Genomic DNA, 23518 nt, shown 5'->3' with positions numbered 1-23518 from the left:
GCGGAACGGTTCCCGCGGCTCGGGAACGTCAACACAGATACATATGCGATGCGATCGAACCCATCTGTATGAACCGCAGTCGTTCCCTTCGCCGTCGGAGCGCCGTCCTCGTCCTCGTCGCCGCACTGTCGCTCTCGCTCGGCACGGGTGTCGTCGCCGCCCAGTCGTTCGAGGGTGTCTCCGGAACGGTCGTCGTCGAGGACGGCGAAACCGTCGACGGTATCGACGGCGTCGCCGGATCGGTCGTCGTTCGTGGCACGGTCACGGGCGATATCTCGGGCGCCGCCGGAAGCATCCACGTCGTCGAGGGAGGAACCGTCGAGGGATCGATCGAAGCCGCCGCAGGGAGCCTCCGCATCGACGGTGATGTCGGCGGTGACGTCGCCGTCGGCGGCGGTCACGTCGACGTCAGCGAAACGGGCCGGATCGGCGGCGACCTCGAGGCCGGGAGCGGTTACCTCTCGGTCGACGGGACGATCGACGGCGACGTGCGTGCCGGCGCCGAGACGATCGTGCTGGGGCCGAACGCCGACGTCGGCGGTGAGTTCCGCTACGACGCCGACAGCTTCACCGAGGATCCGGACGCGACCGTTGCGAACGGCGTCGTACAGGACCCCGGGATCGGCGACGACGTCGGCGGGATCGGCGGGGGTTTCACCGTCCCCGACTGGGTCGGAACGGTGTACGGGCTCCTCGCAAACCTGCTGCTCGGGGCGATCCTGCTCGCGGTCTTCCCGGTTTTCTCTTCGGGCGTCGCCGGCCGCGTCGCGGACGGACCGGTCGCGTCCGGCGGCGTCGGGTTCCTGACGCTGATCGCCGTGCCGATCACCCTGGCCGCCGCCGCCATCACGATCGTCGGGATCCCGCTGGCCATCCTCGGTGCGTTCGCCTTCGGGCTCGCGATCTGGGTCGCCGCGGTCTACGGCCAGTTCGCGGTCGCCTCGTGGGCGCTGGGCCTCGCCGGCGCGGACAACCGGTGGCTCGCGCTCGTGGTCGGCCTCGTCGCCTTCGCCCTCCTCGGCCTGGTCCCGATCCTCGGGGGTCTCCTCGAGTTCGTCGCCTTGCTGCTCGGGCTGGGTGCGCTCGCGTTCGGCCTGCGGGACGCCTACCGGGCGCGCCGCGGCGGACCCGCCGGCGGTCGCCAGTCGACGCTCGACGAGGTCGGAGACGAGAGTGCCGGCTCCGAGGTGAGTTCCTGACGTGGCAAACGCCCCGTCCCGACGACGGTTCCTCGGAGCCTCCGCGCTCGGCCTGACCGCGTCCCTCGCGGGCTGTCTCGGCCCCGGCGGTGACGGTCCGGAGTCGCTGCCCACTCTCCTCGAGGAGCGGATCCCGACGCTGCTCGAGCGCTACGACGTCCCCGGCGCGAGCGTCGCTCTCGTCGAAGACGGGGCGGTGACCTGGACCGGAGCCTACGGCGAGGCGGATCCCGCGGCCGACCGGCCGACGACCGAGGACACGCCGTTCCGGGTCCAGTCGATCACGAAGTCGGTCACTGCGTGGACCGTGCTGAAGCTCGTCGAGGAAGGCGAGATCGATCTCGGGGATCCGATCGAGCGCCACGTCACGAGCTGGGAGCTGCCGGACGCCCCTTACCCGTGGGACGAGGTGACCGTCCGGCGGCTGCTTTCCCACAGCGCCGGCCTTCCGCCGGGAGGCGGCGGCGAAGTCGAATCCGGCGAAGAGCCGCCGACGATCCAGGAGGTACTCTCCGGCGAGGCCGGCACGCCGGCCGCTCGACCCGTCGAGGAGCCCGGAACGTTCCGGTACTCGAACCCCGGCTACGCGCTGCTCGAGCTTCTGGTCGAGGACGTCACGGGTCGTGACTTCGCGGCGTACGTGGACGACGAGATTCTGACGCCGCTCGGGCTGGACGACGCTACGTTCGACCGGGACGACCTCGAGGCTGACCTGGCGGTCGAACACTACGTCGACGGAACGCCGGTGGAGGCGACGCCGGGCCCGGTCAGGGCCCACGGGGGGCTGTACGCGACCGCGGAAGACGTCGCCCGGTTCGTCGCGGCGAGTACGGCAGGCCCCGACGGGGAGCAACCGGGCCGGGACGTGCTCGAGCCCGAATCCGTCGCGGAGATGCACGAGCCGTCGGTCGAGACGACCGGGTTCTACGACCTCGCGACCGACGGCGCGGGACTCGGCCACTTCGCCGAGACGCTTTCGGGCGGCGAGCGAGCGGTCATGAACGGTGGGCAGGGTCCCGGCTCCTGGAACTGGTTTCACGCGGTCCCGTCGACGGGCGATGGAATCGTGATCCTCACCAACAGCGAGCGCAGCGTCCAGCTTATCGCCGACATAGTCGATGCGTGGGCCGATCGGAGCGGGCTGTCGACGCCCGCTCTCGCCGGGGCCGCACGCTGGATCCGGTTCCCGGTCTGGATCCTCGGCGGGATCGCCCTCGGGCTGGCCCTGCGACTCGGCTACGGCCTGTTTTCCGGGGCGCGTTCGTTCGCCCCGCTGTCGGAACGTGACCGGATCGCTCGAGCCGCGTTAGCCGGCCTCGCGGTCGCGGCGGCCGGCCTGTGGTGGGCGGTCGGCCGGGAGTTCTTGGGCTACTTCCTGCCCGTGATCGCCGACTGGCTCGGGCTGGTGCTGGCCGCGATCGCCGCCCTGGCGGTCCTGACGGCGCTGTTCCCGCGTACGGACGGTGCCGAGACGTCGTGACCTGGGGAGTGAGGAGGTTGAGAGGTGAGCACGCGTCGGACCGTTGCCGCTGGCCCCTAGTCTCGGTTGACCAACCGGTTCCCCAAACCCGAGGGTGTCACCCATTCCTCGTGTAGCAGTATCAATAGGCAGAGAACGACCGTAAGGTAGAACGTGTACCGACCGACCACCTCCGACGGACCGAGCGTCTCTCCGGTGACGTTGATGGCCGTGTGGTAGATGATCGCCGCGAGGACGCTTTCGGCCGTGTTGTCGTAGATCCAGGCGTAGATGATCTGGGTGAACAGCAACCCGGGAAAAAAGAATGCCGGATCCGGATCGGCCGTGGCTGGGCCGTAGTAGCCCTCCATCAGGAACAGAGGGACGTGCCAGACGGCCCAGACGACTCCCGTGATCAGGCCGACCGCGACGACGCCGCGGACCTCGAGGAGTCGGTGGACGAAGTAGCCGGTCAACCCGATCTCCTCGACCGTTCCGGCCAGTAGCGTAAACGTCAGGAAAAACGCCAGCGCGTTCGGGGAAAGCAACCCGGAAATCGAGGGGTTCAGCGGTTGCCCCGACGTGCCGGCGAGCAGCGCGATTCCGGCGGCGAGGAGCGTCATCGCCGGCTGGAGGAAGATGCAGATGGCGTACCACCGGCGGCTGATCCGACGGACGTTGACGGTCCGATCCCAGAGGTCTCGCAGTCCCGACCACGCTCCCAACCGGTACGTCAGGAGGATGCCGCCCAGCAACGGGCTGAGCGCCCCGACGTAGAACAGCAGCGAGTACGGAACCGTCCAGACGACCTCCCCCGACAGCACGATGAACGCCCAGAAGAACCACGCCCAGCCGAGGTAGATGATGACGAAAAAATATGGGTTCGTCGTGCGCGGGACGATCGCCGAGAGTCGTGTTCCAGGGCTCATCGTTCACCTCACGTATGGGTTCTTCGGGCGGCCTCCTGAAACCCCGGCGGGGGGCATCCACGCTTCGGGCTCGTTCGGGTTGCACGATCCCCCCCCGAGAGAACGTGTTCGACGTTCTTACGGCGTGAGAATCGTAGCGTGGGAATTTTTGTCGGTCCACGAAACCTCTCTTATGCGCGAGAGCAGCCGTCGATGTCCCGACTTCTCTCCGTGCCGGGTACGTACGGGACCGACCGGACCGTTCCTCCAGCGCGGAGGTGACGAAATCACATGACCTCGAGCGAGTCACTCCCAAGGGGGCGGTTCGGCAGGCTCGCACGCAGGATGACGCCGTGGGGGTTCCCGCTCGTCTACCTGGGCTGGGCGTACGTCTGGTGGGCACCGATCGTCGGCTCCGACCAGTCGGTGTGGACGTTCCCCAACGTCGCGCTGTTCGTCGTCGGCGGACTGAGTCCGCTGCTGGCCGCCCTCCTGCTTTCGTGGCTCACCGAGGGCGGGGCCGGGATCAGGGACCTCGGTCACCGGCTGATCGATCTCGGGCGGATCGACGCGCGCTGGGCGCTGCTCGTCCTGCTGTACTGGCCGATCTTCAACCTTCTCGTCGCGGGCGCTGCGCTCCTGGTCGGCGTCACGTCCGATCCGCTCGAGTTCATCTCGACGGATCGGCTGTTCGATCCGGCGGCGACGGCCGCGATCGTCGCCTTCGCGTTCGTCTTCCCCCTGGTCGAGGAGATCGGGCTGCGCGGGTACTGGCTCGACCGGCTGCAGGAGCGGTTCAGCGCTCTCACCGCGGGCGTGATAAACGGGACGACGTGGGGGATATGGCACGCGCCGTTCGTGCTCTTCCCCGGCTACTACGCGAACACGACGTTCGACCCCGACCTGTCGTGGTGGATCCCGAGCATCGTTCTGGGAACGCTCGTTACCGTCTGGGTGTACAACAACACGAGGCGAAGCATCCTCGCGGTGCTCTGTTTCCACGCGTTCGGGAACATGACAGGCGAGGTGATGGGCTTCGCCCCGGAGATGTACCCGTTCGTTCTCGTGGGCTACGGCGGAGCGGCCCTGATCGTCGTCCTCGCGTTCGGCCCCTACTCGTTCCGCGGGTGGGAGACGCCGCTCCCTCGACCGGAGGACAACGACGAGCCGATCTCGAGCGGGCACCGGTAATCCGTCGAACGCTGACGGCCCTCCGATCCGAAAGCCGTAATGCACGGTTGGTATACCAGACGCCGTTACCTCGCGCTGGCCGGAGCGGGACAAGCACACTACAGGAATGGCGACGCTCGAGACGGGGCTACCAGCGTCAGGCGTTCTCGTGACGACCGGTAGCCGACGCACGGATCGACACACTGATCACCGACTCGAGGACGACCGGAAATTCGGAGCATACATACCCTTTATCGACGCTCGAGGCGTCCGTACGACCGAAGACCGATGACGCCCGCTTCGCTTCAGCGCTGGCAGGTCGCCGCGACGATCGGGATCGCGATCCTGTCGGCCGTCTCGAGCCTTCTCGGCCTGTTCCGACCGGGACACTATCCGTCGGCGCTGCTCCCCGCGTTCTACGTGCAGGATCTCCTGCTGCTCGTACTCGCCGTGCCGGTCCTGACCGTCGCGCTCAGGTACGCGATGGCCGGTTCGCTGCGGGCCCGGATCGTCTGGCTCGGCGCGCTCGCGTACATGACCTACATGTGGGCCTCGATCGCCCTCCAGGTCCCGTTCAACCGGTTCTTCCTCGGGTACGTCGCCCTCTTTTCGCTCTCGATGTTCACCTTCGTCGGCGGAGCGGTGACCGTCGACGCCGAAGCGGTCCGTCGATCGCTCGCCGGACGCGTCTCCGAGCGCGTCTACGGGGCCGTCCTGGTCGTGATCGCCCTCGGCCTCGCGACCCTGTGGCTGGCCGAACTCGTGCCCGCGACCCTCACCGGGACGCCGCCGCTGCTCGTCGACGAGATAGGGTCGCAGGCGCTCGTCTCGCACTTCGTCGACCTCGCCGTCGTCGTGCCGGCCCTGCTGATCGCCGGCGGCTGGCTCTGGCGAGGCCGTTCCTGGGGCTACGCCTTCGCCGGCGTCGGGCTAGTGTTCGGCGCGTTGCTCGCCCCGACGATCGCGGGCATGACCGTCGTGCTCGTCCTCGAGGACGACGTCACCGTTCCACTCGTCGCGGTCGTCTTCACGACGATCCCGATTCTCCTCGCCGCCGTCCTCGCGGGACGATACGTCTCCCTGCTGTCGGGGGCCGAACGGGTCGCCTCGAGCGACGAGGGGAGCCAGCCGAGCACGGCCGACGGCTGATCCCGCCACTCGAGCGTGACTGCGAGCGGCGTTTCACGCTGCTCGCAGGGCGTGTAGCGGCCGGACGTTCTCCGCAGTCGGGAATTAGCAGGTAGAGATATAGTCCGGATCGTCGTATATAGAGCATGAACACCGTACTCAAACTCGTCGGCAGCCTGCTCGTCGGCGTCCTCGCCTTTCTCGTGGTCGGGATCGGCGTGACCGAAGCGCTCGACCCCTACGTCTGGCCGTCCCTGATGCTGGGACTCCCCGCCGGACTCGTCGCCGGGGCGGCCCTGACTCCCCTCACCTACCTGGGTCTCACGTACCGGGAGGAGGTCGTCGCCACCGGACAGCCGTCCGAACGGACGGCCCGTCGGTTCTGGGCGACCCTCGCGGGAATCTTCGGGTTCGTCGCCGGCGGCGGGCTCGCGATGGGGGTACTTTCGACGGGTGCCGTCGGCCTCGCGACGGCGATGCTCTTCGGCGGGCTTCCCGTCGGAATCGTCACCGCGGCGTTGGCCGCGTACCTCGTCGCCCGCCGCGACTGGTCTGGTCCCCGTTCGACCGGATCGCCGCCGGCGAATTCGCCGTAACCGTTCCCGCACGGCTCTCGAGGCCCGGGAACCGGGATCGCTCTTTATCTCGCGCAGTGACCTCTAGAGCCGTATGGGTCGTTCGTCCACTCTCGAGGTCGATCCGGGGCTGCAGTCACGACCGTCGGACAGCAAGACGCGAGGGAAGGCGTGAGCCGTCCCGGATCGCTCTCGAGGGCGTACGTGCTCGCCTCCCTCGCGACGATCGTTCTCGCGGGAATCGCGACGGTGGTCGGGCTTACCGTTCCTGGTCTCTATCGCGACGCGCCGGTACTGCTGCCGCAACTCTACGGTCAGGACTTGCTGACGCTGGTCGTGGCGCTTCCGGTCGGTACCGTCGCGCTGTACGTCGCCGCTCGAGGGTCACTGCGGGGGTACGTCGTCTGGCTCGGGGTCGACGGCTACCTGCTGTACACCTACGCGTCGTACGCGTTCATGACCGCATTCAACGAACTGTACCTGGTCTACACGACGTTGCTGTGGCTCACCCTGTACACGTTCGTCGGTGGACTGGTTCGACTCGACGTGACCCGCGTCAAACGGACCGCAGAGGGTCTGTCCGTTCGCCCGTACGTCGCGTTTCAGGCGCTGCTCGCGGTCTTGGTCGCATTCCTGTGGCTGGCAGAGATCGTTCCGGCGATCGTCTCCGGGACTGTCCCCGCGACCGTCGCCGATGCGGAACTCACGACCTCGGTCATCTATTCGCTGGATCTGGGCATCGTCCTCCCGGGGTTCGTGCTCTCGGCGTACTGGCTTCGGCAGCGCCGCGCGTGGGGCTACGCGTTTACCGCCGTGCTCCTCGTGAAGGCGGCGACCCTGGGGTTGGCCGTACTGGCGATGGCCGTCTTCCAGCTTCGGGACGGGCAGGTGGTTCCCGTCCCCGTCCTCGCCATCTTCGGTCTGCTGACGGCCGCGAGCCTCGTACTTCTCGGACGGTTCCTGTCCGTGATCGGTCCCGGAGACGACTCGTCGATCACCGCGGCCCGCGACGATGTCGCGGTGGCGGCTTCGGATCGGTCCGCGGAACGAGATTCGAGATAGATCGGTGTCACTAACAGCGACGTAGTCGTCGGTAACGGTGATGAACGCTCACGAATCCGGTGATAGCGCACCGATCGTGTTTCTCGGTTCGCTTCTCGACCTCGAGTCGAAGGTGACGAGCCGATGACGCCACCCGACGACGCTCTCGAGAGCGCGACCTACGTTGGCGGCTCCGACTCGAGTCGGCCGATCCTCTTGCTTCACGGCGCGGGGCTATCGTGGCGGATGTGGCTCCCACAGATCCACGCCCTCGAGGACGACTACCGCGTCACCGCGCCCGACCTCCCGGCACACGGGCGACGCGACGGCGACTCGCTTTCGCTCGAGGCCGCGGTGGCCGTCGCGGGCGACGCGCTCGAGGACGCCGAGGTGACCGTACCGGCGCTCGTCGTCGGACAGTCGCTGGGCGGTTACGTCGGCATCGAACTCGCGGCGCGCCATCCCGACCGCGTCGCCGCGCTCGCGCTCTCGGGGGCGAGCGCGGACTACCGCGGCTGGCTCGCGGTCAAGACGTGTCTCGCCGGTCTGGCGACTCGCGTCCGGAGTTCGGTGTCGCCGCTCGAGCGTCGGTTCCAGCGACGCGTCCGTTCGGGACTGCGTTCGAAGCCGATTTCGGACGAGATCGTCGACGCAATTCTCGAGGGCGGAATCTCGGCTGACGGCTACGGCCGGGGTGCGACGGCGATCGCCGGGATCGACTTCCCCACGAAACTGCGGGCCTACGACGGTCCAGTGCTGCTGATAAACGGGGAATCAGACCGACTCAACGGCCCTGCGGCGGAGACGCTCGCGCCGACGCTTCCGAACGCGCGAACGCGAGTCGTCGACGATGCCGGACATACCTGCCCGCTCGACCAGCCGACCGCGTACACGTCGGCGGTCCTCGAGTTCGCCGCCGACGTCGTCTGGCCCGCCACAGCCGGCGCGGAGTGACCGGGGAGGGTAGATCGAACCGGAACGGCCAACCCGCGAGATCAGTACGGTGCCAGCGGCCGTTCACCGTCCCGGCGGAGGTCGGTCGCTCCCCACAGGACCACGACGACGAGGACGAGCCCGGTCGTAGCCATCGTTTGATAGAAGTCCGCCGTCTGCGAGAGCTCGAGGAGTTGGCCGGTGGCGTTGCCGACGAAGTGAAAGAGGATCGCTGCGAGGACGCTCCGGTTCGCGTTGTTGTACAGCCAGGTGTACAGGATCGCGCCGACGAGGACGTTGAAGGCGAAAAGTGACGGATCCGGCGAGAAGTCCCAGCTACTGAAGTAACCGACCATCAGGAAAAGCGGCGCGTGCCAGGCCGCCCACGCGACGCCGACGACGAGGCTGGCAGTCAACGCGCTCCAGCGACGCTGGAGGCGATCGAGCCAGTAGCCGCGCCAGCCGATCTCCTCGTGGAAGGGGCCGAGCACGAAGATAACCAGCAGCGTCCCCGCGAGCGCGACTGGATCCCCGAGCAAGTCGAGCAGCGGTGCCGCACTCACCGGCTGGTTCGCACCGTCGACGACGACCGCAGTAGCGGCGCCGACCAGTGTGAGCGTCGGCCAGAGCGCGACCATCACCACGGCCCAGCGGATCGGAATCCGTCGAATCTCGACGAGTCGTCGACCCAGATCCGATAGACCGGTTCGACCGCCCACCAGCCAGGCCGTGACGACGCCACCGATCGTGACGCCGAGGCCGCCGACGATCAGGAAGACGAGCCCCGGAAGTTCGAAGACGTGCCAGCCGGCGAGGATCGGCACGCTCCACCAGAGCCAGGTCCAGCCGTGTGAAAACAGCAGGAACCCCCAGACGTCGAATCCCTGCCGATCCGCGAGCCTGGACCGTGCAGTCATCGATCCGCCCCGTCACGTCCGGCCACGATCCCACGCCGACACGTTCGGTCCGCCATGGTCGACGGTTCGTCGCCTTCACGTATCGAGATATCGCTCCGTAGCGGGCCGACTCGACAGTGCGTCTGTCCGCCAACATTCCACGGAAGCGGACCTCGTCTCGATCGTCCCCCAGTCGACGGGTACATCGCCTCTCACCCCCTTTAGACCCGCATGCAAGCCGCCGTTCGTGCTCGAGTCGACGCCCACCCGGTCGCCGCGTTCTTCGTTCTGGCCTACGTCATCTCGTGGCTCGGGTTCCTGCCGACGGTAGTTGATGCTGACGGGGGATTCGGCGGGCTGAACCTGTTGCTCGCGCAGTTCGGCCCTGCGATCGCCGGCGTGCTGGTCCTCCGGTACACCGGTGGCTCCATTCGAGAATTGATCGAGCGCATCGTCCGCTGGCGCGTTCCACTCCGGTGGTGGATCGCGACGCTCGCGATCCCGGTCGGCGTCTTCGGGGCGACCAGCATCGCGTTCGCGCTGCTCGGATACGAACCGGAACTCTCGAGACTGCCGGATCCCCTGCTGACGTTTCTCCCGACTCTGGTCGGCCTCTCGCTGCTCGCCGGACTCGGAGAAGAGCCTGGCTGGCGTGGCGTCGCACTCCCGCGACTGCAGGAACGATACGGCCCGCTCGGTGCGACGGTTCTGCTCGGGGTCGTCTGGGCGGGCTGGCACCTGCCGGTGTACTTCGTCGATCCGCGCTCCTCCCATGGGATCACCGACCCGATCGTCCTCGGTGGAATGGTTGCTCTCACGGCCCTCGGGATCGTCCTCTACGCGTTCTTTTACACCTGGATCTACAACCGCACGGGGAGCATCCTCCTGCTGATGGTATTGCACGGTGGCTTCAATACGAGTACGGTCCACCTGATCCCCTTCGCGGACGCGGTCGTCTTCGGGCCGGCCTACGTGACGCTCCTGACAGTACAGGTCGGCGTGCTGTTCGTCACAGTGCTCGGCCTCGTCGCGCTTTCCGGCGGCCGCCTGGGATACGATCGGGGTGCCAGACGCCAGCCGTCCATCGAGGACGCGACACCCGCCGAATGACCTCGAGCGCACTTTCACCCGGTTCGATCGGGCCAACGATTAACCCGAGCGCGGTGGTACCTGGCTCCGTGACTGCTCGGACCGCGCCCCCCAGCGACCGTCTCGAACCGCCCGGCGGTCGTTCACGGCCGCCGTCACCGACTGACGTCCCGATCCTCACCGCCGTCGGCTCGGTACGCCTGACGACTTCCAACCGATGACGAGCGACGACACCGGAATCCCCTCGCTCGAGACCCTCGACGAACTGGCGGACCGGATCCTCGAGCACGCCGCCGAGCAACTCGATCCCGAGCGGACGACCCTCGAGGTGACGGGCTACGCCGACGGCGACTACCGGATCGAGGCCTACGAGACGATCTCGATCCGGATCGACTCCGACCGGAACGAGGAGATCTGGGAACGCGTAGCGATCCGGTACGACAGGCGCAGGGAGTGGATTCAACGACGCCACTACCAGGAGATCGGGGGCGAGGAAACGACGGTCGAGGTCCGGGACCTCGAGGCGTACCCGGACCCGGTAGCGATGGCCGACCGCGAAGGCGAGTGACCGCTGGCGATGGACCACCCTTTACCACACGGTATTGCACAATACACACAAAACCTTTAAACACTACCGCCCCCTATCCGGAACTGATGGCAACTGATGCACACAGCGGACCGAGCGGTACGTCTCCGGACGACCCCGTCCACGTCGACGGCGGGGCACACCTCGACGACGTCGTCGACGAACACGACGTCGTTCTCGTCGACTTCTACGCCGACTGGTGTGGCCCCTGTCAGATGCTCGAGCCCGTCCTCGAGCGGCTGGCGGGCGAGACCGACGCCGTGATCGCGAAGGTCGACGTCGACGAGAACCAGCCCCTCGCCGGCGAGTACGGCGTCCGGGGAGTTCCGACCCTCCTGCTGTTCGCGGGAGGGGATCAGGTCGAACAGCACGTCGGCGCACTGCCGGCGGACCGACTGCGGAACATGATCGACGAGTACACCGAATGAACGAGGCAAGCGACACCACCGAGGTTCGGGACGTAGTGATCGTCGGTTCCGGCGTCGCGGGTCTCTCGGCGGCCGTCTACGCCGCGCGGGCCGACCTCGAGCCGCTCGTACTCGAGGGGCCCGAGCCGGGCGGCCAGCTGACGCTGACGACCGACGTCGAGAACTTCCTCGGCTTCCCCGAGGGGGTCGGCGGGATGGAACTGATCCAGCGCGGGAAAGAACAGGCCGAGCGGTTCGGCGCGGAGTTCGCTCACGGGACGGTCGAAGAGGCGACCCTCGCTGAGCGGCCGTTCGAACTCGCGCTCTCGAACGGCGACGTGGTTCGAACGCGAGCGCTGATCGTCGCGACGGGCGCGAGCGCCCGCTGGGTCGGCGCGGAGAACGAGGAGGAGTTGATGGGCTATGGCCTGTCGACCTGTGCGACCTGCGACGGCGCGTTCCACCGCGGCGACGACGTGCTCGTGATCGGGGGTGGCGACTCGGCGATGGAAGAGGCGCTGTTCCTCGCGAAGTTCGCCGACAGCGTCACCGTCGTCCACCGCCGCGAGGAACTGCGCGCGTCCGAACTGATGGCAACTCGCGCCCGCGAACACGAGGACGTCGAGTTCCGCTGGAACACGGAACTGCTCGAGATCCACGGCTCCCAGGAGGAAGGCGTTACGGGGGCGACGCTGGTCCATCACCCGGACGGCTATCCGACGGAGAAACTCGGAGACGGCGCGGACGTCGACCGCGAGGAGGTCGACGTCGGCGGGATCTTCTACGCCGTCGGCCACGAGCCCAACACCGAGTTCCTCGCGGACACGCCGATCGACCTGGCCGAGTCGGGCCACCTCGAGACGCTCGAGGGGATGACGACCGAGACGACCGTCGACGGCGTCTTCGCCGCGGGTGACGTGATGGATCCCGACTACCGGCAGGCGATCACGTCGGCCGGGACGGGGAGCATGGCCGCGCTCGACGCGGAAGAGTGGCTCGACGAGCGCGAGGCACGCGGCGATGCCCCTGCCGTCGCCGAGGCGCAGGCGGACGATTGACGGGGTAGCCCCCGACCCGATACTCGATCGGTAACCGTCGCTTACTGCCGTTTTCCTGCTCGTTGCTTCGATCGCTAGCGGTGACTCCGGGCGGATCGTTTTCTGGCGGCACTTTCCTCTATTACATAGTAATGGGAAAATCACAAAATACTATATCCGTGTTCGTTCTATTTCGACGTACGATGAGCGACTTTCGTTCGAAAAGGGCACGATCCGGAAGCGGCTGGACGGTCGAGGTCGAAGAGGGCGTGATGACCTAGGTATTCCGTCCGGGGATGGACCTCGAGGCGTTCGAAACCGAAGCGTACCCGGTCTACGAGGACCTGCTCGCCGAGCGCGACGTCGAAACGCTCGTTACGGTCGTCGAACTCGAGGAACCGTTCACCAGGGAGGCCTTCGAGGTCTGGGAGCGTGCCGCCCTGAAGGCGAGCGATGCGGGCGTCGACCGGTGGGCGCTCGTCGCCGACGGAGCCAAGGCCCTCTCGCTGCGGGGACAGATCGACGTCGGTGACCTCGACGTCTGTACAACGGAGGAGCGGACGGAGGCGTTCGCCTGGGCAGAGACTCGAGAGGAGTAGAACACGGGTTCGGTCGACAGCCGGTTTCCGTTCCGGCCACCTTACGGCGCCGAGACGGCGCTCTCGAATCGCCCCGATGCGGTGGCGGGTGGTTAGTCGGACTCGGACTCGGACTCGAGATCGAACCCGGGCTCGACGACGAACATGACGCCGGTAAAGTCGTCTCCGTCAGGCCTCGAGCAGCCGATCTCGTACTTGCCGACGAACGGGAACTGCCAGGCGTGGGCGGCTCCGGTGTCGTTGCCGCTCCACCGGCATGGGTCGGGGATGTCGATCGGGTAAATCTCGTAGCCGGGCTCACCCCACGTCCACTTGACCGTCGCCAGCCGTTCGACCGCGACCGGATCCGGCTCGAACCGCCCTTCTCCATCGGGATCGACCCGGATATTCACTTCGTCCTCGCCGGTCCGGTCGACCGGGTCGTACGCCTCGAGTTCGTCGAGCCCGGTGTCGTATCCGGGGCCGTTGTCGTCTTCGTCGGCGCTCGTCCCGTCGGTATTCGATCCGTTCTGGCCGTCGTCGTTCTCGTTCGCGTTCCCGTCCCCGTTCCCATTCCCGTCTCCGAGACAGCCGCCAAGCGCCGCCGTCATCCCGGCGGTTGCGACGAATCTGCGGCGGTTCCACATCGTGGGTCGATCTAGCGACTAAGCGACGATAATCGTTCGGCCGATTTCGACGCGCGTACCACAGCTACGCGACCGATATCGCTATTCGAGGCGGTCGGCGAACACTCACTCGGGTACGCTCTTCCGTCCGGTCAGTTCCTCCGGCACCAGCCGGAAGTCGACGAAGTCGATCTCGTCCCGCGGCCGATCGAAGACGTCGACCGTGGGGATGTGGACCGCCCACATCCCCTGGACCGCCGCCGACTCCCCATCGACGTCGGTCAGTTCCTCGAGTTCGCCGGTCGCGATCACGCTTCGCCAGCCGTCGTCGACCTCGCCGTAGGTGACGAACGAGACGGGGTCGTCGACGGCCTCCTTCTTTCGGGTTCCGGGCGGGAACGAGAGCCTGAAGTAGAAGTTCCCGGCGTCGGCGTAGTAACCGTACGACACCGGGAGCGATGCCGGTGACTCCCCGGCGTCCGTCCCGAACGAGAGGACGCCGGTGCCGCCGGTTCCCAGGAACTCGTTGCGCTCCTCCTCGGACAGGGTGACCCAGCGAAGTCCCTCCATCCGGGTTCGCTACCACGGCGACGGGAAAAAGGGTTCACCCACAGTCACGTGCGCTGGCAGTATCGCGGCGCTGTTCGACCTCGAGCGGACGAGTCGGTTGCGCGTGAGAGTCGTTGACCCGACGCTCGAGCCGGCGAGAACCGTCACCACAGCTATGGGGCTTCCGGTCCGTGCGTCGATATGGGCGCGGATACGGATCAGGACTCTGACTCGGACTCGGACTCGGGCCCGGACCCGGACCCGGACCGGGACCCGGACCCGAACTCCGACGCTGACCCCCAGATGGACCTGCCTGCGAACGCCGAAATCGGACTCACCGTCGGCGACTCGCTCGAGCGGCTGGCGGACACGATTTCGGGCTTCGACTTCGCCGAGTTGTCGCTCGGCGAAGGGACCCGGACCGACGACCTCGACGCGGGCCGGCTCGAGAGGCTCCTGGCAGATGCGGACGCCGACCTCTGCGTTCACCTGCCGTTCGAACAGGTCGTCGCGACCCCGGTCCCGGAGATCAACGACGCGATCGTCGATTCCCTCTCGCGACTGCTCTCGTGGGCCGGGACCGTCGGCGCGCGGAAGGCCGTCCTCCACGGGACGGCCCGGAACCCCCACGACACCGATCTGCGACCGGTGTTCGCGGACCAGCTCGAGGCGATCGGAGCGGCCGCCGACGAGGCTGGCGTCGAACTCGTCGTCGAGAACGTCGGCCACCAGAGGCAGGGGCTGGCGCTGTCGGTGCTCGGCGATCTGGCGCGCGAGACGGACACGGCCGTCTGCTTCGACGTGGGCCACGCCTACATGGAGGACGGCGACGACGGCGTCGACCGGTTCCTCTCGGACTACGGCGCGTTAGTCTCGCACCTGCACGTCCACGACGTCCGGAGCCGGGGGGACACGCACCTCCCGATCGGCGCGGGGGAGGTGGATTACGGCGTCGTCGCCGACCACCTCGCGGGCTTCGAGGGCACCGTCGCCGTCGAGGTCTTCACCGACGATCGCCCGCTGTTGCGGGACACCGCCGAGCGTGTGGCGGCCGCGCTCGCGGTCGACTCGGACAGCGACGCGTAGGCGTCTGCCTCCTCCCCGGTGAGCGGGAACCGCCCTGCGGTGTTAATGCGGAGGCCGTCGAAGGCCCGCGCATGACGTTCGTCGTCCCCTTCGACGGATCGGAACTCGCGGAGGCCGCCCTCGTCAGGGCCGTCGAGTACGCGCGGGCGCTCGACCAGGAGATCACGACCGTTACCGTCGTCCCCGAACGGAAGCGGTACGCCCGGGAGAAAGGCTGGATCGACGCGGACGAACCCTACGACGTCGAGGCGACCATCGATCGGCTCCGGGACCGGGTCCACTCGCTGGCCCCCGACGCGACGTTCGAGTACGAACGGATCCGGGAGTTTCCGCCCGAAGACCGGATCGCCGACCACGTCGAGCGACTGGCACGCGAGCACGACCCCAGCGTGGTCTTCCTCGGGAGCGACAACGTCGGCCGTGTGGTAACGCCGCTGACCAGCGTCGGCGTCCACGTCGCGGCGGAGCAGGACTACGACGTGTTCATCGTTCGCCACGCGAAGCCGCCGAAACTCGACGTCCTCGAGCCCCACGAAGAGTTCTACGACGAGGAGTCCGACTGACTCTCGGCGGGTCGACGTGGCGCGGTCGCTCGCGCACAGCGTCGTTCGTGCGGTTTCCCGGTCGATTCCCGTCGCCGACCTCGAGGGGGGTTCCTCCGACCCCGTCGTGGGGCGCATGCGGCCCGATCTCGAGGGGGAACGGGGTCTTCACCCGCGAGGAAGCCCTCGAGCGGGGGCTGTTCGGCGCCCGCGGTTCCGCCGCCGGCTCGGCGACCTCGTTGTCTCCCACCGCGAGCTGTCGGTCCGGTAGGGTTCCGATTCGGCCAAACTCGATCCCGTCGGGAGGCACGGCGGGCACCATCCGGACGAGATGCGGGTGCCGTTCGCGGCCGTCGAACTCGAGTCGCTGTAGCGCCCACCGTGCCAGCACTTGCAGGAATCCTGGGTTGCTAAGTGTCCCCGTCCCCGAAGGGGCGGTAATGAACGGCAACCGCTTCGGTCGCCTCTTCCAGGTGACCACGTTCGGCGAGAGCCACGGCGAGGCGATGGGCTGTACCGTCTCGGGCTGTCCCGCCGGCCTCGAGCTCTCGGAGGAGGACATCCAGGCGGATCTCGACCGCCGGAAACCGGGTCAGTCGATGATCACCACGAGCCGCGGCGAACCCGACGACGTCTCGATCAAGTCCGGAATCCAGGACGGCTACACGACCGGGACGCCGATCGGACTGGTCATCCAGAACAAGGACGCGCGGTCGGAGAAGTACGAACCCTTCATCACCGCGCCGCGACCGAGTCACGGCGACTTCACCTACTCGGCGAAGTTCGGCACGCGCAACTGGGGCGGCGGCGGCCGCTCGTCGGCCCGCGAGACGGTCAACTGGGTCGCCGCAGGGGCGATCGCGAAGAAACTGCTCGAGCGGGAAGGGATCGAACTCAAGGCCCACGTCAACCAGATCGGCGACATCGAAGCGCCCGACGTGAGTTTCGAGGAGATCAAGGAACACTCCGAGCAGAACGACGTCCGCTGTGCCCATCCCGAGACCGCCGAGGAGATGCAAGAGCGCATCGAGGAGTACCAGCAGGAGGGCGACTCCATCGGCGGCTCGATCTACTTCGAGGCCCAGGGCGTCCCGGCCGGGCTGGGCGCACCCCGCTTCGACTCCCTCTCCGCGAGACTCGGACAGGCAATGATGTCGGTGCCGGCGACGACGGCCTTCGAGTTCGGGCTCGGCCGGGAGGCTCGGGAGTGGACCGGCAAGGAACGCAACGACGACTGGGAGTTCGACGACGAGGGTAACCCGACCCCCGTCGAGAACGACCACGGCGGCATCCAGGGCGGCATCTCGAGCGGCGAGCCGATCTACGGCGAGGTGACGCTGCACGCACCGACGTCGATCCCCAAGAGCCAGCAGACCGCCGACTGGGAGACGGGCGAGATCAAGGAGGAGCAGGTCATCGGCCGCCACGACCCCGTTCTGCCACCCCGGGGCGTGCCCGTCGTCGAGGCGATGCTCGCGCTGACGCTCGTGGACTTCATGCTGCTGTCGGGCCGGATCAATCCCGACCGCGTCGACGACCAGCCCGGCGAGTACGACACCGATTACCACCCGAGCAACCCGCGAAACGAGTAACCAGAACGTAACGCGACGCTGTGGCGTTTTCTCGGTCGGAGAATCTGCTCGTCGCTTCAAGAGACGCCCGTGAGAGGTCACGGGTATGAGCGTCATTGGGGCGTTGTCGACCGCGCTAGCTACGATTCGAAAGAACCCTGTCATTCTGGTGGGAGCGCTACTCTTCACGCTGTTCAGCGAGAGCTACGTGCTTCTCGACGCCTACGCGGGTCCGATCGCACAACTGCTTTCGGTTCCCGTATCGATCTTCGTCACGCCGTTTTTCCTCGGGGGATTCATCACGATGGTCGACGAAGGGCTCGAGGGCTCGACCCGTCTCGGGTCGTTCGTCCGTGGCGGGAAGGAGAACTACGTGTCGCTGCTCGGTGCGACGATCCTCTTTTTCGCGATTTTCACCGGTCTCGGGTTCGGTGGACTCCTCCTGATGGCGTTCATCGGAATCGGTACGGCCGCCGCCGGTGGTGGGGGAGGTGGGTTCCTGGTCGCCGGCATTCTTCTACTGGGCCTGTTCGCCGTCGTCCTCCTGTGTCTGCAGTTCTACGATGCTGCGATCGTCGTCAGTGACGCCAGCGCGTTCGACTCGTTCTTGCAGAGCATTAGCCTCGTCCGGCGGAACTTCCTCGGCGTCGTCGGCTTCTCCATCGTTTTCGTCGTGATCAGCCTGCTCGGGCAGGGACCGGGAATGGTGTTGTACACGATGGCCCTCGAGTTCACCGAAACCGGCGAGACCATGGTCGCCTCCGAATCGACGTTACTGCTCTCGGCTGCAGCGACGGTCGTCTTCGGAACGCTCGGGCTGGCCTACGCTTACACGTACTTCGTAGCCTATTACCGAAGTCTGATCGAGCGGGGCCAGACCGCCGCGGCCTAACTGTCACGTAGGAAGCCGTCGTCCGAAGCCGGCGTAACGCCTAACTCTCGCATCGACGTGAACGGGGTATGGAGGACTTCCACGTCCACTCGAACTACTCCGACGGCGAGTTCCTCGAGGGGATGGTCCGGGCCGCCGAGGCCGCCGATCTCGACGGCGTCGGGTTCGCCGACCACTGCAACGTCGCACCGCGGGACCGGATGGAGTGGGTCCGCAGCGTTTACGGGTTCAACCTCGATCTCACCTACGAGCGGCGACGCCGCGCGCTCGAGCGCCTGCGCGAGGAGGCGTCGATCCAGGTCTACGACGCCGTCGAGATGGACTACGATCCGCGAGACGAGGAGGCGATCCGGGAGTTCCTCGAGGAAGCCGGCTTCGACTACGCCATCGGGAGCGTCCACGAGGTCGCGGGGGCGAACGTCCAGGTCGCCTCGCAGTTTACCGACCGCCCGGAGGCCGAACGCGACCGGATCGTCGACGAGTACTTCGACCGGCTCGTCGCCCTGATCGAGTCGGAACTGTTCGACGTCGCTGCCCACGTCGATCTGCTCGAGCGGACGAGACCGTTGCGGGGCCGTGCGACCCGCGACCACTACCGCCGGGTCGCCCGCGCGCTCGCCGACTCCCGTACGGTTCCCGAGATCAACGCCGGTCGCGCCCTGACCGACGCGAGTGTCGTTCATCCCGCGGAGGCGTTCCTCGAGGTCCTGCGCGAGCACGACGTGGCCGTCACCGTCGGGACGGACTCCCACGCCCCGGGGGAGATCGGCGACCGGGCCGAGTTCCTCTCCGAGTTTTTCGACGAGTGGGGGCTCGAGCCGGTCGACCCGCCGGCGCTCGAGTGATCGCGGACGCCGCCGACGTCGATTCCTTTTTTGCAGGGTGAACGAAAGAACGAACGCGTGACACGAGTCGAGACCGTCCTCTTCGACCTCGACGACACGCTGCTCCGGTACGAGCGGTCGCCGGGCGAGGTGTTGCGAGCCTCGTTCGAACGCTCGGGAATCGAGCCGCTGTTCGCCGTCGAGGAGTACTACGACCGCTACGACGAGTTCGCTCGACAGTGTGACTCGATGGACGAACTCCGGCACGAGTGTTTCGCCGCGCTCGCCGAGGAGAACGGGTACGACCGTCGGCTGGGGAGAGACGTCGCGGCGGCGTTCGCCGAAGAACGCGACCAGTCGAACGTCGAACTGTTGCCGTCGGCGGCCGACGTACTCGACGACCTCGCCGACGACTACCGGCTCGGCGTCGTCACCAACGGGGCGCGGGATGCACAGCGGCGGAAAGTCGCCGCCGTCGACCTCGAGCGGTGGGTCGACACAGTCGTCGTCGCCGGCCACGACGCCCCGCCGAAACCGGACCCGGAACCGTTCGAACGGGCGGTACGGGCGCTCGAGGCGACAGCGGAGAGGACGGTCCACGTCGGGGACTCCCTCGAGACGGACGTCGCCGGCGCGACCGCTGCCGGACTCGAGTCGGTCTGGGTCTCCGACGGTACCGATCCCCGGCGGTACGACCCGACTTACCGCGTCGGCTCGGTCGGGGAGTTGTCTTCGCCGCCGTGGGTCCCGGACGGATAGCACATCGGCGGTTGGCGAGCGGGACCTCCTCTTTCGCGAACCGATGCGGACATACCGACGGGATCGGTAACGTGCCCGGAAGGTCCGCTCGAGCGCGGCGATCCGCCGATGCTCGAGTGAAACTGGGACTTCGAATTTCTTCACCATCGATCGTGTTTGATGGATCGATAATCGAATTTTACCACGGTATGGTAGACGCTAGCACATATATCGGATGCCGTTGTAGCTCCGACTTGCCGCCATGGCAGACTACGACCTCGAGAGTGCGGAGGGACGAGTCGAGGCGTTGCGCCGGATGGTACTCATCCGTGCGTTCGACGAGGAGGCGGGGGATAGATTCGCGGACGGAGAAATACCGGGGTTCGTCCACCTCTACATCGGGGAAGAGGCGGTCGGCGTCGGCACCTGCGGGGCCCTCGAGCCGGACGACTACATCGCGAGCACCCACCGCGGGCACGGCCACTGCATCGCGAAGGGGCTCGATCCGAAGTACATGATGGCCGAGCTGTACGGCAAGTCGGAGGGCTACTGCAACGGCAAAGGAGGATCGATGCACATCGCGGACGTCGACGCCGGTATGCTCGGCGCGAACGGCATCGTCGGCGCGGGGCCGCCGCTCGCGACGGGCGCGGCGCTGTCGATCGACTATCAGGACCGCGATCAGGTCGCGGTCGGGTTCCTCGGCGACGGGGCCGTCGCCCAGGGCCAGGTCCACGAGGCGATCAATCTCGCGTCGACGTGGGACCTGCCGGCGGTCTTCGTCGTCGAGAACAACCAGTACGGCGAGGGGACGCCGGTCGAGAAACAACACAACGTCGACAACCTGAGCGACACGGCCGGGGCCTACGACATCCCCGGGCTGACCGTCGACGGGATGGACGTCACCGCGGTCGCGGAGGCCGTTTCCGAGGCGCGCTCGCGGGCCCGCGCCGGCGAGGGTCCGACGCTCGTAGAGGCCGAGACCTACCGGTACCGCGGCCACTACGAGGGCGACGAGGAGCCGTACCGCGACGAGGAGGAGATCGAGCGCTGGAAGGACCGCGACCCGATCGAGTCGTTCAAGGATCGACTGATCGACCGCGGCGAACTGACCGAATCGGAGTTCGAGGAGATGCAGGCCGAGGCCGAGGCCGAGATCGACGCCGCGATCGAGTACGCCCAGGACGCCGACCTGCCGGAACCGCGCGAGGCGTACGACGACATGTTCGCCGAGATGCCGCCCGAGATCGAGCGGTTCGCCGGTGCCGCTCGGACCGACGGCGGACGCCCGGGGGGTGACCGACCATGACTGCACAAGTCGAACGCGAACTCGAGACCGAAACGGAGGAACTGACCGTCAGGGAAGCGATCCGCCAGGCACTGCGGGAGGAACTCGACCGCGACGAGGACGTCTTCCTCATCGGCGAGGACATCGGGAAGTTCGGCGGCGTCCTCGAGGTGACCGGCGACCTCTACGAGGAGTTCGGCGAGGAACGGGTCCGGGACACGCCGATCAGCGAGGCCGGCTTCACGGGGGCCGCGACGGGCGCGGCGGCGACCGGGACCCGGCCCGTCGTCGAACTGATGTTCTCGGACTTCAGCGGCGTCGCGATGGAACAGATCATGAACCAGATGGCAAAGATGCGGTACATGTTCGGCGGGAAAGCGGAGATGCCGCTTACCGTCCGGACGACCGAGGGCGGCGGCATGGGTGCCGCGAGCCAGCACTCGGGGACGGTCCACTCCTGGATCGCCCACTTCCCCGGGCTGAAAGCCGTCGCTCCCGGGACCGCCGCGGCCGCGAAGGGCCTGACGAAGGCCGCGATCCGGTCGAACGATCCCGTCTTCGTCTTCGAGAACAAGATGATCTACGAGCAGACCGGGCAGGTGCCGACCGACGAGGACTTCACCGTCCCGATCGGCGAGGCCGCGGTCGAACGCGAGGGCGAGGACGTCACCGTCGTCGCGACCCAGCGGCTCGTCGGCGAGTCGCTCGAGACCGCCGAAAGTATCGCCGACGACGTCGACGTCGAGGTGATCGACACCCGCTCGCTGTACCCGCTCGACACGGAGACGATCGTCGAGAGCGTCCGCAAGACCGGCCGGCTGATCGTCGCCGACGAGAGCCCGCTCTCGTACGGTACTCACGCCGAGATCGTCGCCCGCGTCCAGGAGGAGGCGTTCTTCAGCCTCGACGCGCCGATCCAGCGGGTCGGAACGCCCGACACGCACATGCCGTTCAGCCCGCCGCTCGAGAACGAGGTGTTGCCCGACGGCGACGACGTGCGGGCGGCGATCGAACGGATCTCGTAACGTGGCCGACGCCGATCGGTCCCGGTCCAGCACCCGGGTCGGCCTGCTCGTCAACCCCGCCGCGGGGCGGGACGTTCGCCGGCTCACCGGCGGCGCGAGCGTCGTCGACAACTACGCGAAACGCCGGGTGGCCGAGTGCGTCCTCGAGGGGCTGACCCTCGCCGACCCGCCGCTCGAGGTGGTCGCGATGCCCGACCGGACCGGCATCGCACGGGACGCCATAGAGACCGCCGACGAGTCGCTCGCGACCGACATCCTCGAGATGGACCTCGAGGGGACGGCGGCCGACACCCGGACCGCGGCGACGCGTTTCCGCGAGACGGTCGATGCCGCGGTCGTCCTCGGCGGCGACGGGACGACCCGCGACGTCGCCGCCGAGATCGGTCCGGTGCCCGTCGTCGCCGTGTCGACGGGGACGAACAACGTCGTTCCCGCCCCGGTCGACGGCACGCTCGCGGGCGCTGCGGCCGCGCTCGTCGCTTCCGGGGCCGTGCCGGCCGACGAGGTGACGACGCGCCACGGGCGGGTCGAAGCCGAAGTGCGATCCGGCACCGCATCAGGCGACGGCCGTCGGCTGACCGCGCTCGCGTCGGCCGAACTCTCGTCGCGGTCGTTCGTCGGAACCCGCGGGCTGCTCGACCCGGCCGACCTGCGGGGCGGCGTCGTCTCCCGGGCCCATCCGGGCGACGTCGGCCTCCCGGCGGTCGCCGGCGCGCTCGTGGATTCACCCCTCGCCGGGGACGATCCCGGCGGCGTCGCCGTTCGCCTCGAGGAGCCGTCCGGGGCCGACCGTCTCGTGCGCGCGGTCGTCGCGCCCGGCGTCCTCGCGACGGTCGGGATCGAGTCCTGGCGACGGCTCGAGCCCGGCGAGACCGCGACGTTCGACCTCGCGGACGGCGTCGTCGGCGCGGACGGCGAGCGCGAACTCGAGGCCACCGACGCGACGGTCGAACTGCGGCCGATCGAGGACGGCCCGCGCCTGGTCGACCCGTTGCAGACGCTCGAGATCGGCGCCCGGAACGGCGGGTTCGACGTCGGAACGAGAGCGTCGTCGGGATCCGAGTAGTCGGCCGCCGGCCGCGGGTTTCGTTTTCAGGGCAACGGTTTTGCCGGGGCCGGTGTTGGTGGGCTCAATGCGTCGCGACGAACTGATCAATCTGCACGCACTGTTGCGCGAGATTCGAGGAGCGATGGCGGATCGTGGCGACGTCCACCCGGAAGCGTTCGCGGCCTACGACCACCAGCGAACGCGTCCGATGCACGTCCACCGGGCCAAGCGGGATCACAAGCGGGCGGTACGGCTCTTGCTCTGGGGGATCGTCCGCTCTATCACCGTCGAAACGGACGTGCCAGCGCCCCGGCAGTGACCCC

26 protein-coding genes are annotated in these 23518 nt (G+C 67.7%); 22 read left to right on the top strand and 4 right to left on the bottom strand.

Going from position 1 to position 23518, the window contains the following annotated elements:
• The first annotated feature begins 68 nt into the window (after positions 1-68).
• Positions 69-1199 carry a DUF8173 domain-containing protein gene (locus tag BM113_RS10030; RefSeq protein WP_089787609.1) on the top strand — a complete coding sequence of 377 codons (1131 nt, stop codon included), beginning with the start codon at positions 69-71 and terminating at the stop codon, positions 1197-1199.
• 1 nt (position 1200) lies between these two features.
• Positions 1201-2679 carry a serine hydrolase domain-containing protein gene (locus BM113_RS10025; RefSeq protein WP_089787607.1) on the top strand — a complete coding sequence of 493 codons (1479 nt, stop codon included), beginning with the start codon at positions 1201-1203 and terminating at the stop codon, positions 2677-2679.
• A 56-nt stretch (positions 2680-2735) separates the two neighbouring features.
• On the opposite strand, the gene BM113_RS10020 is transcribed toward BM113_RS10025, so the two are convergent.
• A complete protein-coding gene (locus tag BM113_RS10020) occupies positions 2736-3587 on the bottom strand; it encodes a CPBP family intramembrane glutamic endopeptidase (RefSeq protein ID WP_007140785.1) in 852 nt (283 codons plus the stop codon).
• Positions 3588-3857: 270 nt separating this feature from the next.
• Between BM113_RS10020 and BM113_RS10015 the strand changes: the two genes are divergently transcribed.
• The 5 genes from BM113_RS10015 to BM113_RS09995 all read left to right on the top strand — a co-directional run bounded on the left by BM113_RS10015 (position 3858) and on the right by BM113_RS09995 (position 8434).
• Positions 3858-4757 (top strand): CPBP family intramembrane glutamic endopeptidase, encoded by a 900-nt coding sequence (locus tag BM113_RS10015; RefSeq protein ID WP_245758018.1) that lies wholly within the window; start codon positions 3858-3860, stop codon positions 4755-4757.
• 267 nt (positions 4758-5024) lie between these two features.
• On the top strand, positions 5025-5885 hold the full coding sequence (locus BM113_RS10010) for a hypothetical protein (RefSeq protein ID WP_089787603.1): 861 nt from the start codon (positions 5025-5027) through the stop codon (positions 5883-5885).
• Positions 5886-6010: 125 nt separating this feature from the next.
• On the top strand, positions 6011-6460 hold the full coding sequence (locus BM113_RS10005) for a DUF8147 domain-containing protein (RefSeq protein ID WP_089787601.1): 450 nt from the start codon (positions 6011-6013) through the stop codon (positions 6458-6460).
• Between the two features lie 150 nt (positions 6461-6610).
• Positions 6611-7501, top strand: coding sequence for a hypothetical protein (locus BM113_RS10000; RefSeq protein ID WP_089787599.1), 891 nt, complete (start codon positions 6611-6613; stop codon positions 7499-7501).
• A 123-nt stretch (positions 7502-7624) separates the two neighbouring features.
• A complete protein-coding gene (locus BM113_RS09995) occupies positions 7625-8434 on the top strand; it encodes an alpha/beta fold hydrolase (RefSeq protein WP_089787597.1) in 810 nt (269 codons plus the stop codon).
• 41 nt (positions 8435-8475) lie between these two features.
• Here BM113_RS09995 and BM113_RS09990 read toward each other — a convergent pair whose 3' ends face one another.
• Entirely contained in the window at positions 8476-9330 is an 855-nt protein-coding gene (locus BM113_RS09990) for a CPBP family intramembrane glutamic endopeptidase (RefSeq protein WP_089787595.1), read from the bottom strand.
• Between the two features lie 210 nt (positions 9331-9540).
• On the opposite strand from BM113_RS09990, the gene BM113_RS09985 reads away from it, so the two are divergent.
• The 5 genes from BM113_RS09985 (at position 9541) to BM113_RS09965 (ending at position 13027) form a co-directional block, all read left to right on the top strand.
• Positions 9541-10419 carry a CPBP family intramembrane glutamic endopeptidase gene (locus BM113_RS09985; RefSeq protein ID WP_089787593.1) on the top strand — a complete coding sequence of 293 codons (879 nt, stop codon included), beginning with the start codon at positions 9541-9543 and terminating at the stop codon, positions 10417-10419.
• Positions 10420-10615: 196 nt separating this feature from the next.
• Positions 10616-10966: a hypothetical protein gene (locus BM113_RS09980; RefSeq protein ID WP_089787591.1), complete on the top strand. Its 351-nt coding sequence runs from the start codon at positions 10616-10618 to the stop codon at positions 10964-10966.
• Positions 10967-11052: 86 nt separating this feature from the next.
• A complete protein-coding gene (trxA, locus tag BM113_RS09975; protein ID WP_089787589.1) occupies positions 11053-11412 on the top strand; it encodes a thioredoxin in 360 nt (119 codons plus the stop codon).
• Positions 11409-12449 carry an NAD(P)/FAD-dependent oxidoreductase gene (locus BM113_RS09970; RefSeq protein WP_089787587.1) on the top strand — a complete coding sequence of 347 codons (1041 nt, stop codon included), beginning with the start codon at positions 11409-11411 and terminating at the stop codon, positions 12447-12449. The genes trxA and BM113_RS09970 overlap by 4 nt, the downstream gene beginning before the upstream one ends.
• Before the next feature lie 275 nt (positions 12450-12724).
• Complete coding sequence (locus BM113_RS09965) at positions 12725-13027, top strand: hypothetical protein (RefSeq protein WP_245758017.1); 303 nt, start codon at positions 12725-12727, stop codon at positions 13025-13027.
• 92 nt (positions 13028-13119) lie between these two features.
• Here the strand turns inward: BM113_RS09965 and BM113_RS09960 are convergent, their stop codons facing one another.
• Both BM113_RS09960 and BM113_RS09955 read right to left on the bottom strand, forming a co-directional pair.
• Positions 13120-13653, bottom strand: coding sequence for a cupredoxin domain-containing protein (locus tag BM113_RS09960; protein WP_089787585.1), 534 nt, complete (start codon positions 13651-13653; stop codon positions 13120-13122).
• A gap of 105 nt (positions 13654-13758) precedes the next feature.
• Positions 13759-14202: a pyridoxamine 5'-phosphate oxidase family protein gene (locus BM113_RS09955; RefSeq protein WP_089787583.1), complete on the bottom strand. Its 444-nt coding sequence runs from the start codon at positions 14200-14202 to the stop codon at positions 13759-13761.
• 282 nt (positions 14203-14484) lie between these two features.
• Here BM113_RS09955 and BM113_RS09950 point away from each other — a divergent pair, with 282 nt between their 5' ends.
• From BM113_RS09950 to BM113_RS09905, 10 genes are all read left to right on the top strand, one after another.
• The gene (locus tag BM113_RS09950) at positions 14485-15267 is read left to right on the top strand and encodes a sugar phosphate isomerase/epimerase family protein (protein ID WP_089787872.1); all 783 of its coding nucleotides are present in this window, start codon (positions 14485-14487) and stop codon (positions 15265-15267) included.
• 71 nt (positions 15268-15338) lie between these two features.
• A complete protein-coding gene (locus BM113_RS09945) occupies positions 15339-15830 on the top strand; it encodes a universal stress protein (protein ID WP_089787582.1) in 492 nt (163 codons plus the stop codon).
• Between the two features lie 419 nt (positions 15831-16249).
• A complete protein-coding gene (gene aroC / locus BM113_RS09940; RefSeq protein ID WP_089787579.1) occupies positions 16250-17401 on the top strand; it encodes a chorismate synthase in 1152 nt (383 codons plus the stop codon).
• An 85-nt stretch (positions 17402-17486) separates the two neighbouring features.
• Complete coding sequence (locus BM113_RS09935; protein WP_238593315.1) at positions 17487-18272, top strand: DUF7847 domain-containing protein; 786 nt, start codon at positions 17487-17489, stop codon at positions 18270-18272.
• Positions 18273-18340: 68 nt separating this feature from the next.
• Positions 18341-19117 carry a PHP domain-containing protein gene (locus BM113_RS09930; RefSeq protein WP_007140801.1) on the top strand — a complete coding sequence of 259 codons (777 nt, stop codon included), beginning with the start codon at positions 18341-18343 and terminating at the stop codon, positions 19115-19117.
• A 30-nt stretch (positions 19118-19147) separates the two neighbouring features.
• Entirely contained in the window at positions 19148-19855 is a 708-nt protein-coding gene (locus BM113_RS09925; protein ID WP_089787577.1) for an HAD family hydrolase, read from the top strand.
• A gap of 241 nt (positions 19856-20096) precedes the next feature.
• Positions 20097-21143, top strand: coding sequence for a thiamine pyrophosphate-dependent dehydrogenase E1 component subunit alpha (locus BM113_RS09920; RefSeq protein ID WP_089787575.1), 1047 nt, complete (start codon positions 20097-20099; stop codon positions 21141-21143).
• Positions 21140-22147 (top strand): alpha-ketoacid dehydrogenase subunit beta, encoded by a 1008-nt coding sequence (locus BM113_RS09915; RefSeq protein ID WP_089787573.1) that lies wholly within the window; start codon positions 21140-21142, stop codon positions 22145-22147. The genes BM113_RS09920 and BM113_RS09915 overlap by 4 nt, the downstream gene beginning before the upstream one ends.
• A gap of 1 nt (position 22148) precedes the next feature.
• The gene (locus BM113_RS09910; RefSeq protein WP_089787571.1) at positions 22149-23213 is read left to right on the top strand and encodes an NAD(+)/NADH kinase; all 1065 of its coding nucleotides are present in this window, start codon (positions 22149-22151) and stop codon (positions 23211-23213) included.
• Positions 23214-23280: 67 nt separating this feature from the next.
• Entirely contained in the window at positions 23281-23514 is a 234-nt protein-coding gene (locus BM113_RS09905; protein WP_089787569.1) for a UPF0058 family protein, read from the top strand.
• The last annotated feature ends 4 nt before the right edge of the window (positions 23515-23518 follow it).

The organism is Natronobacterium haloterrestre (genome assembly GCF_900112205.1).
Lineage (GTDB): Archaea > Halobacteriota > Halobacteria > Halobacteriales > Natrialbaceae > Natronobacterium > Natronobacterium haloterrestre.
This window is presented reverse-complemented; position numbering and strand designations above follow the sequence as displayed.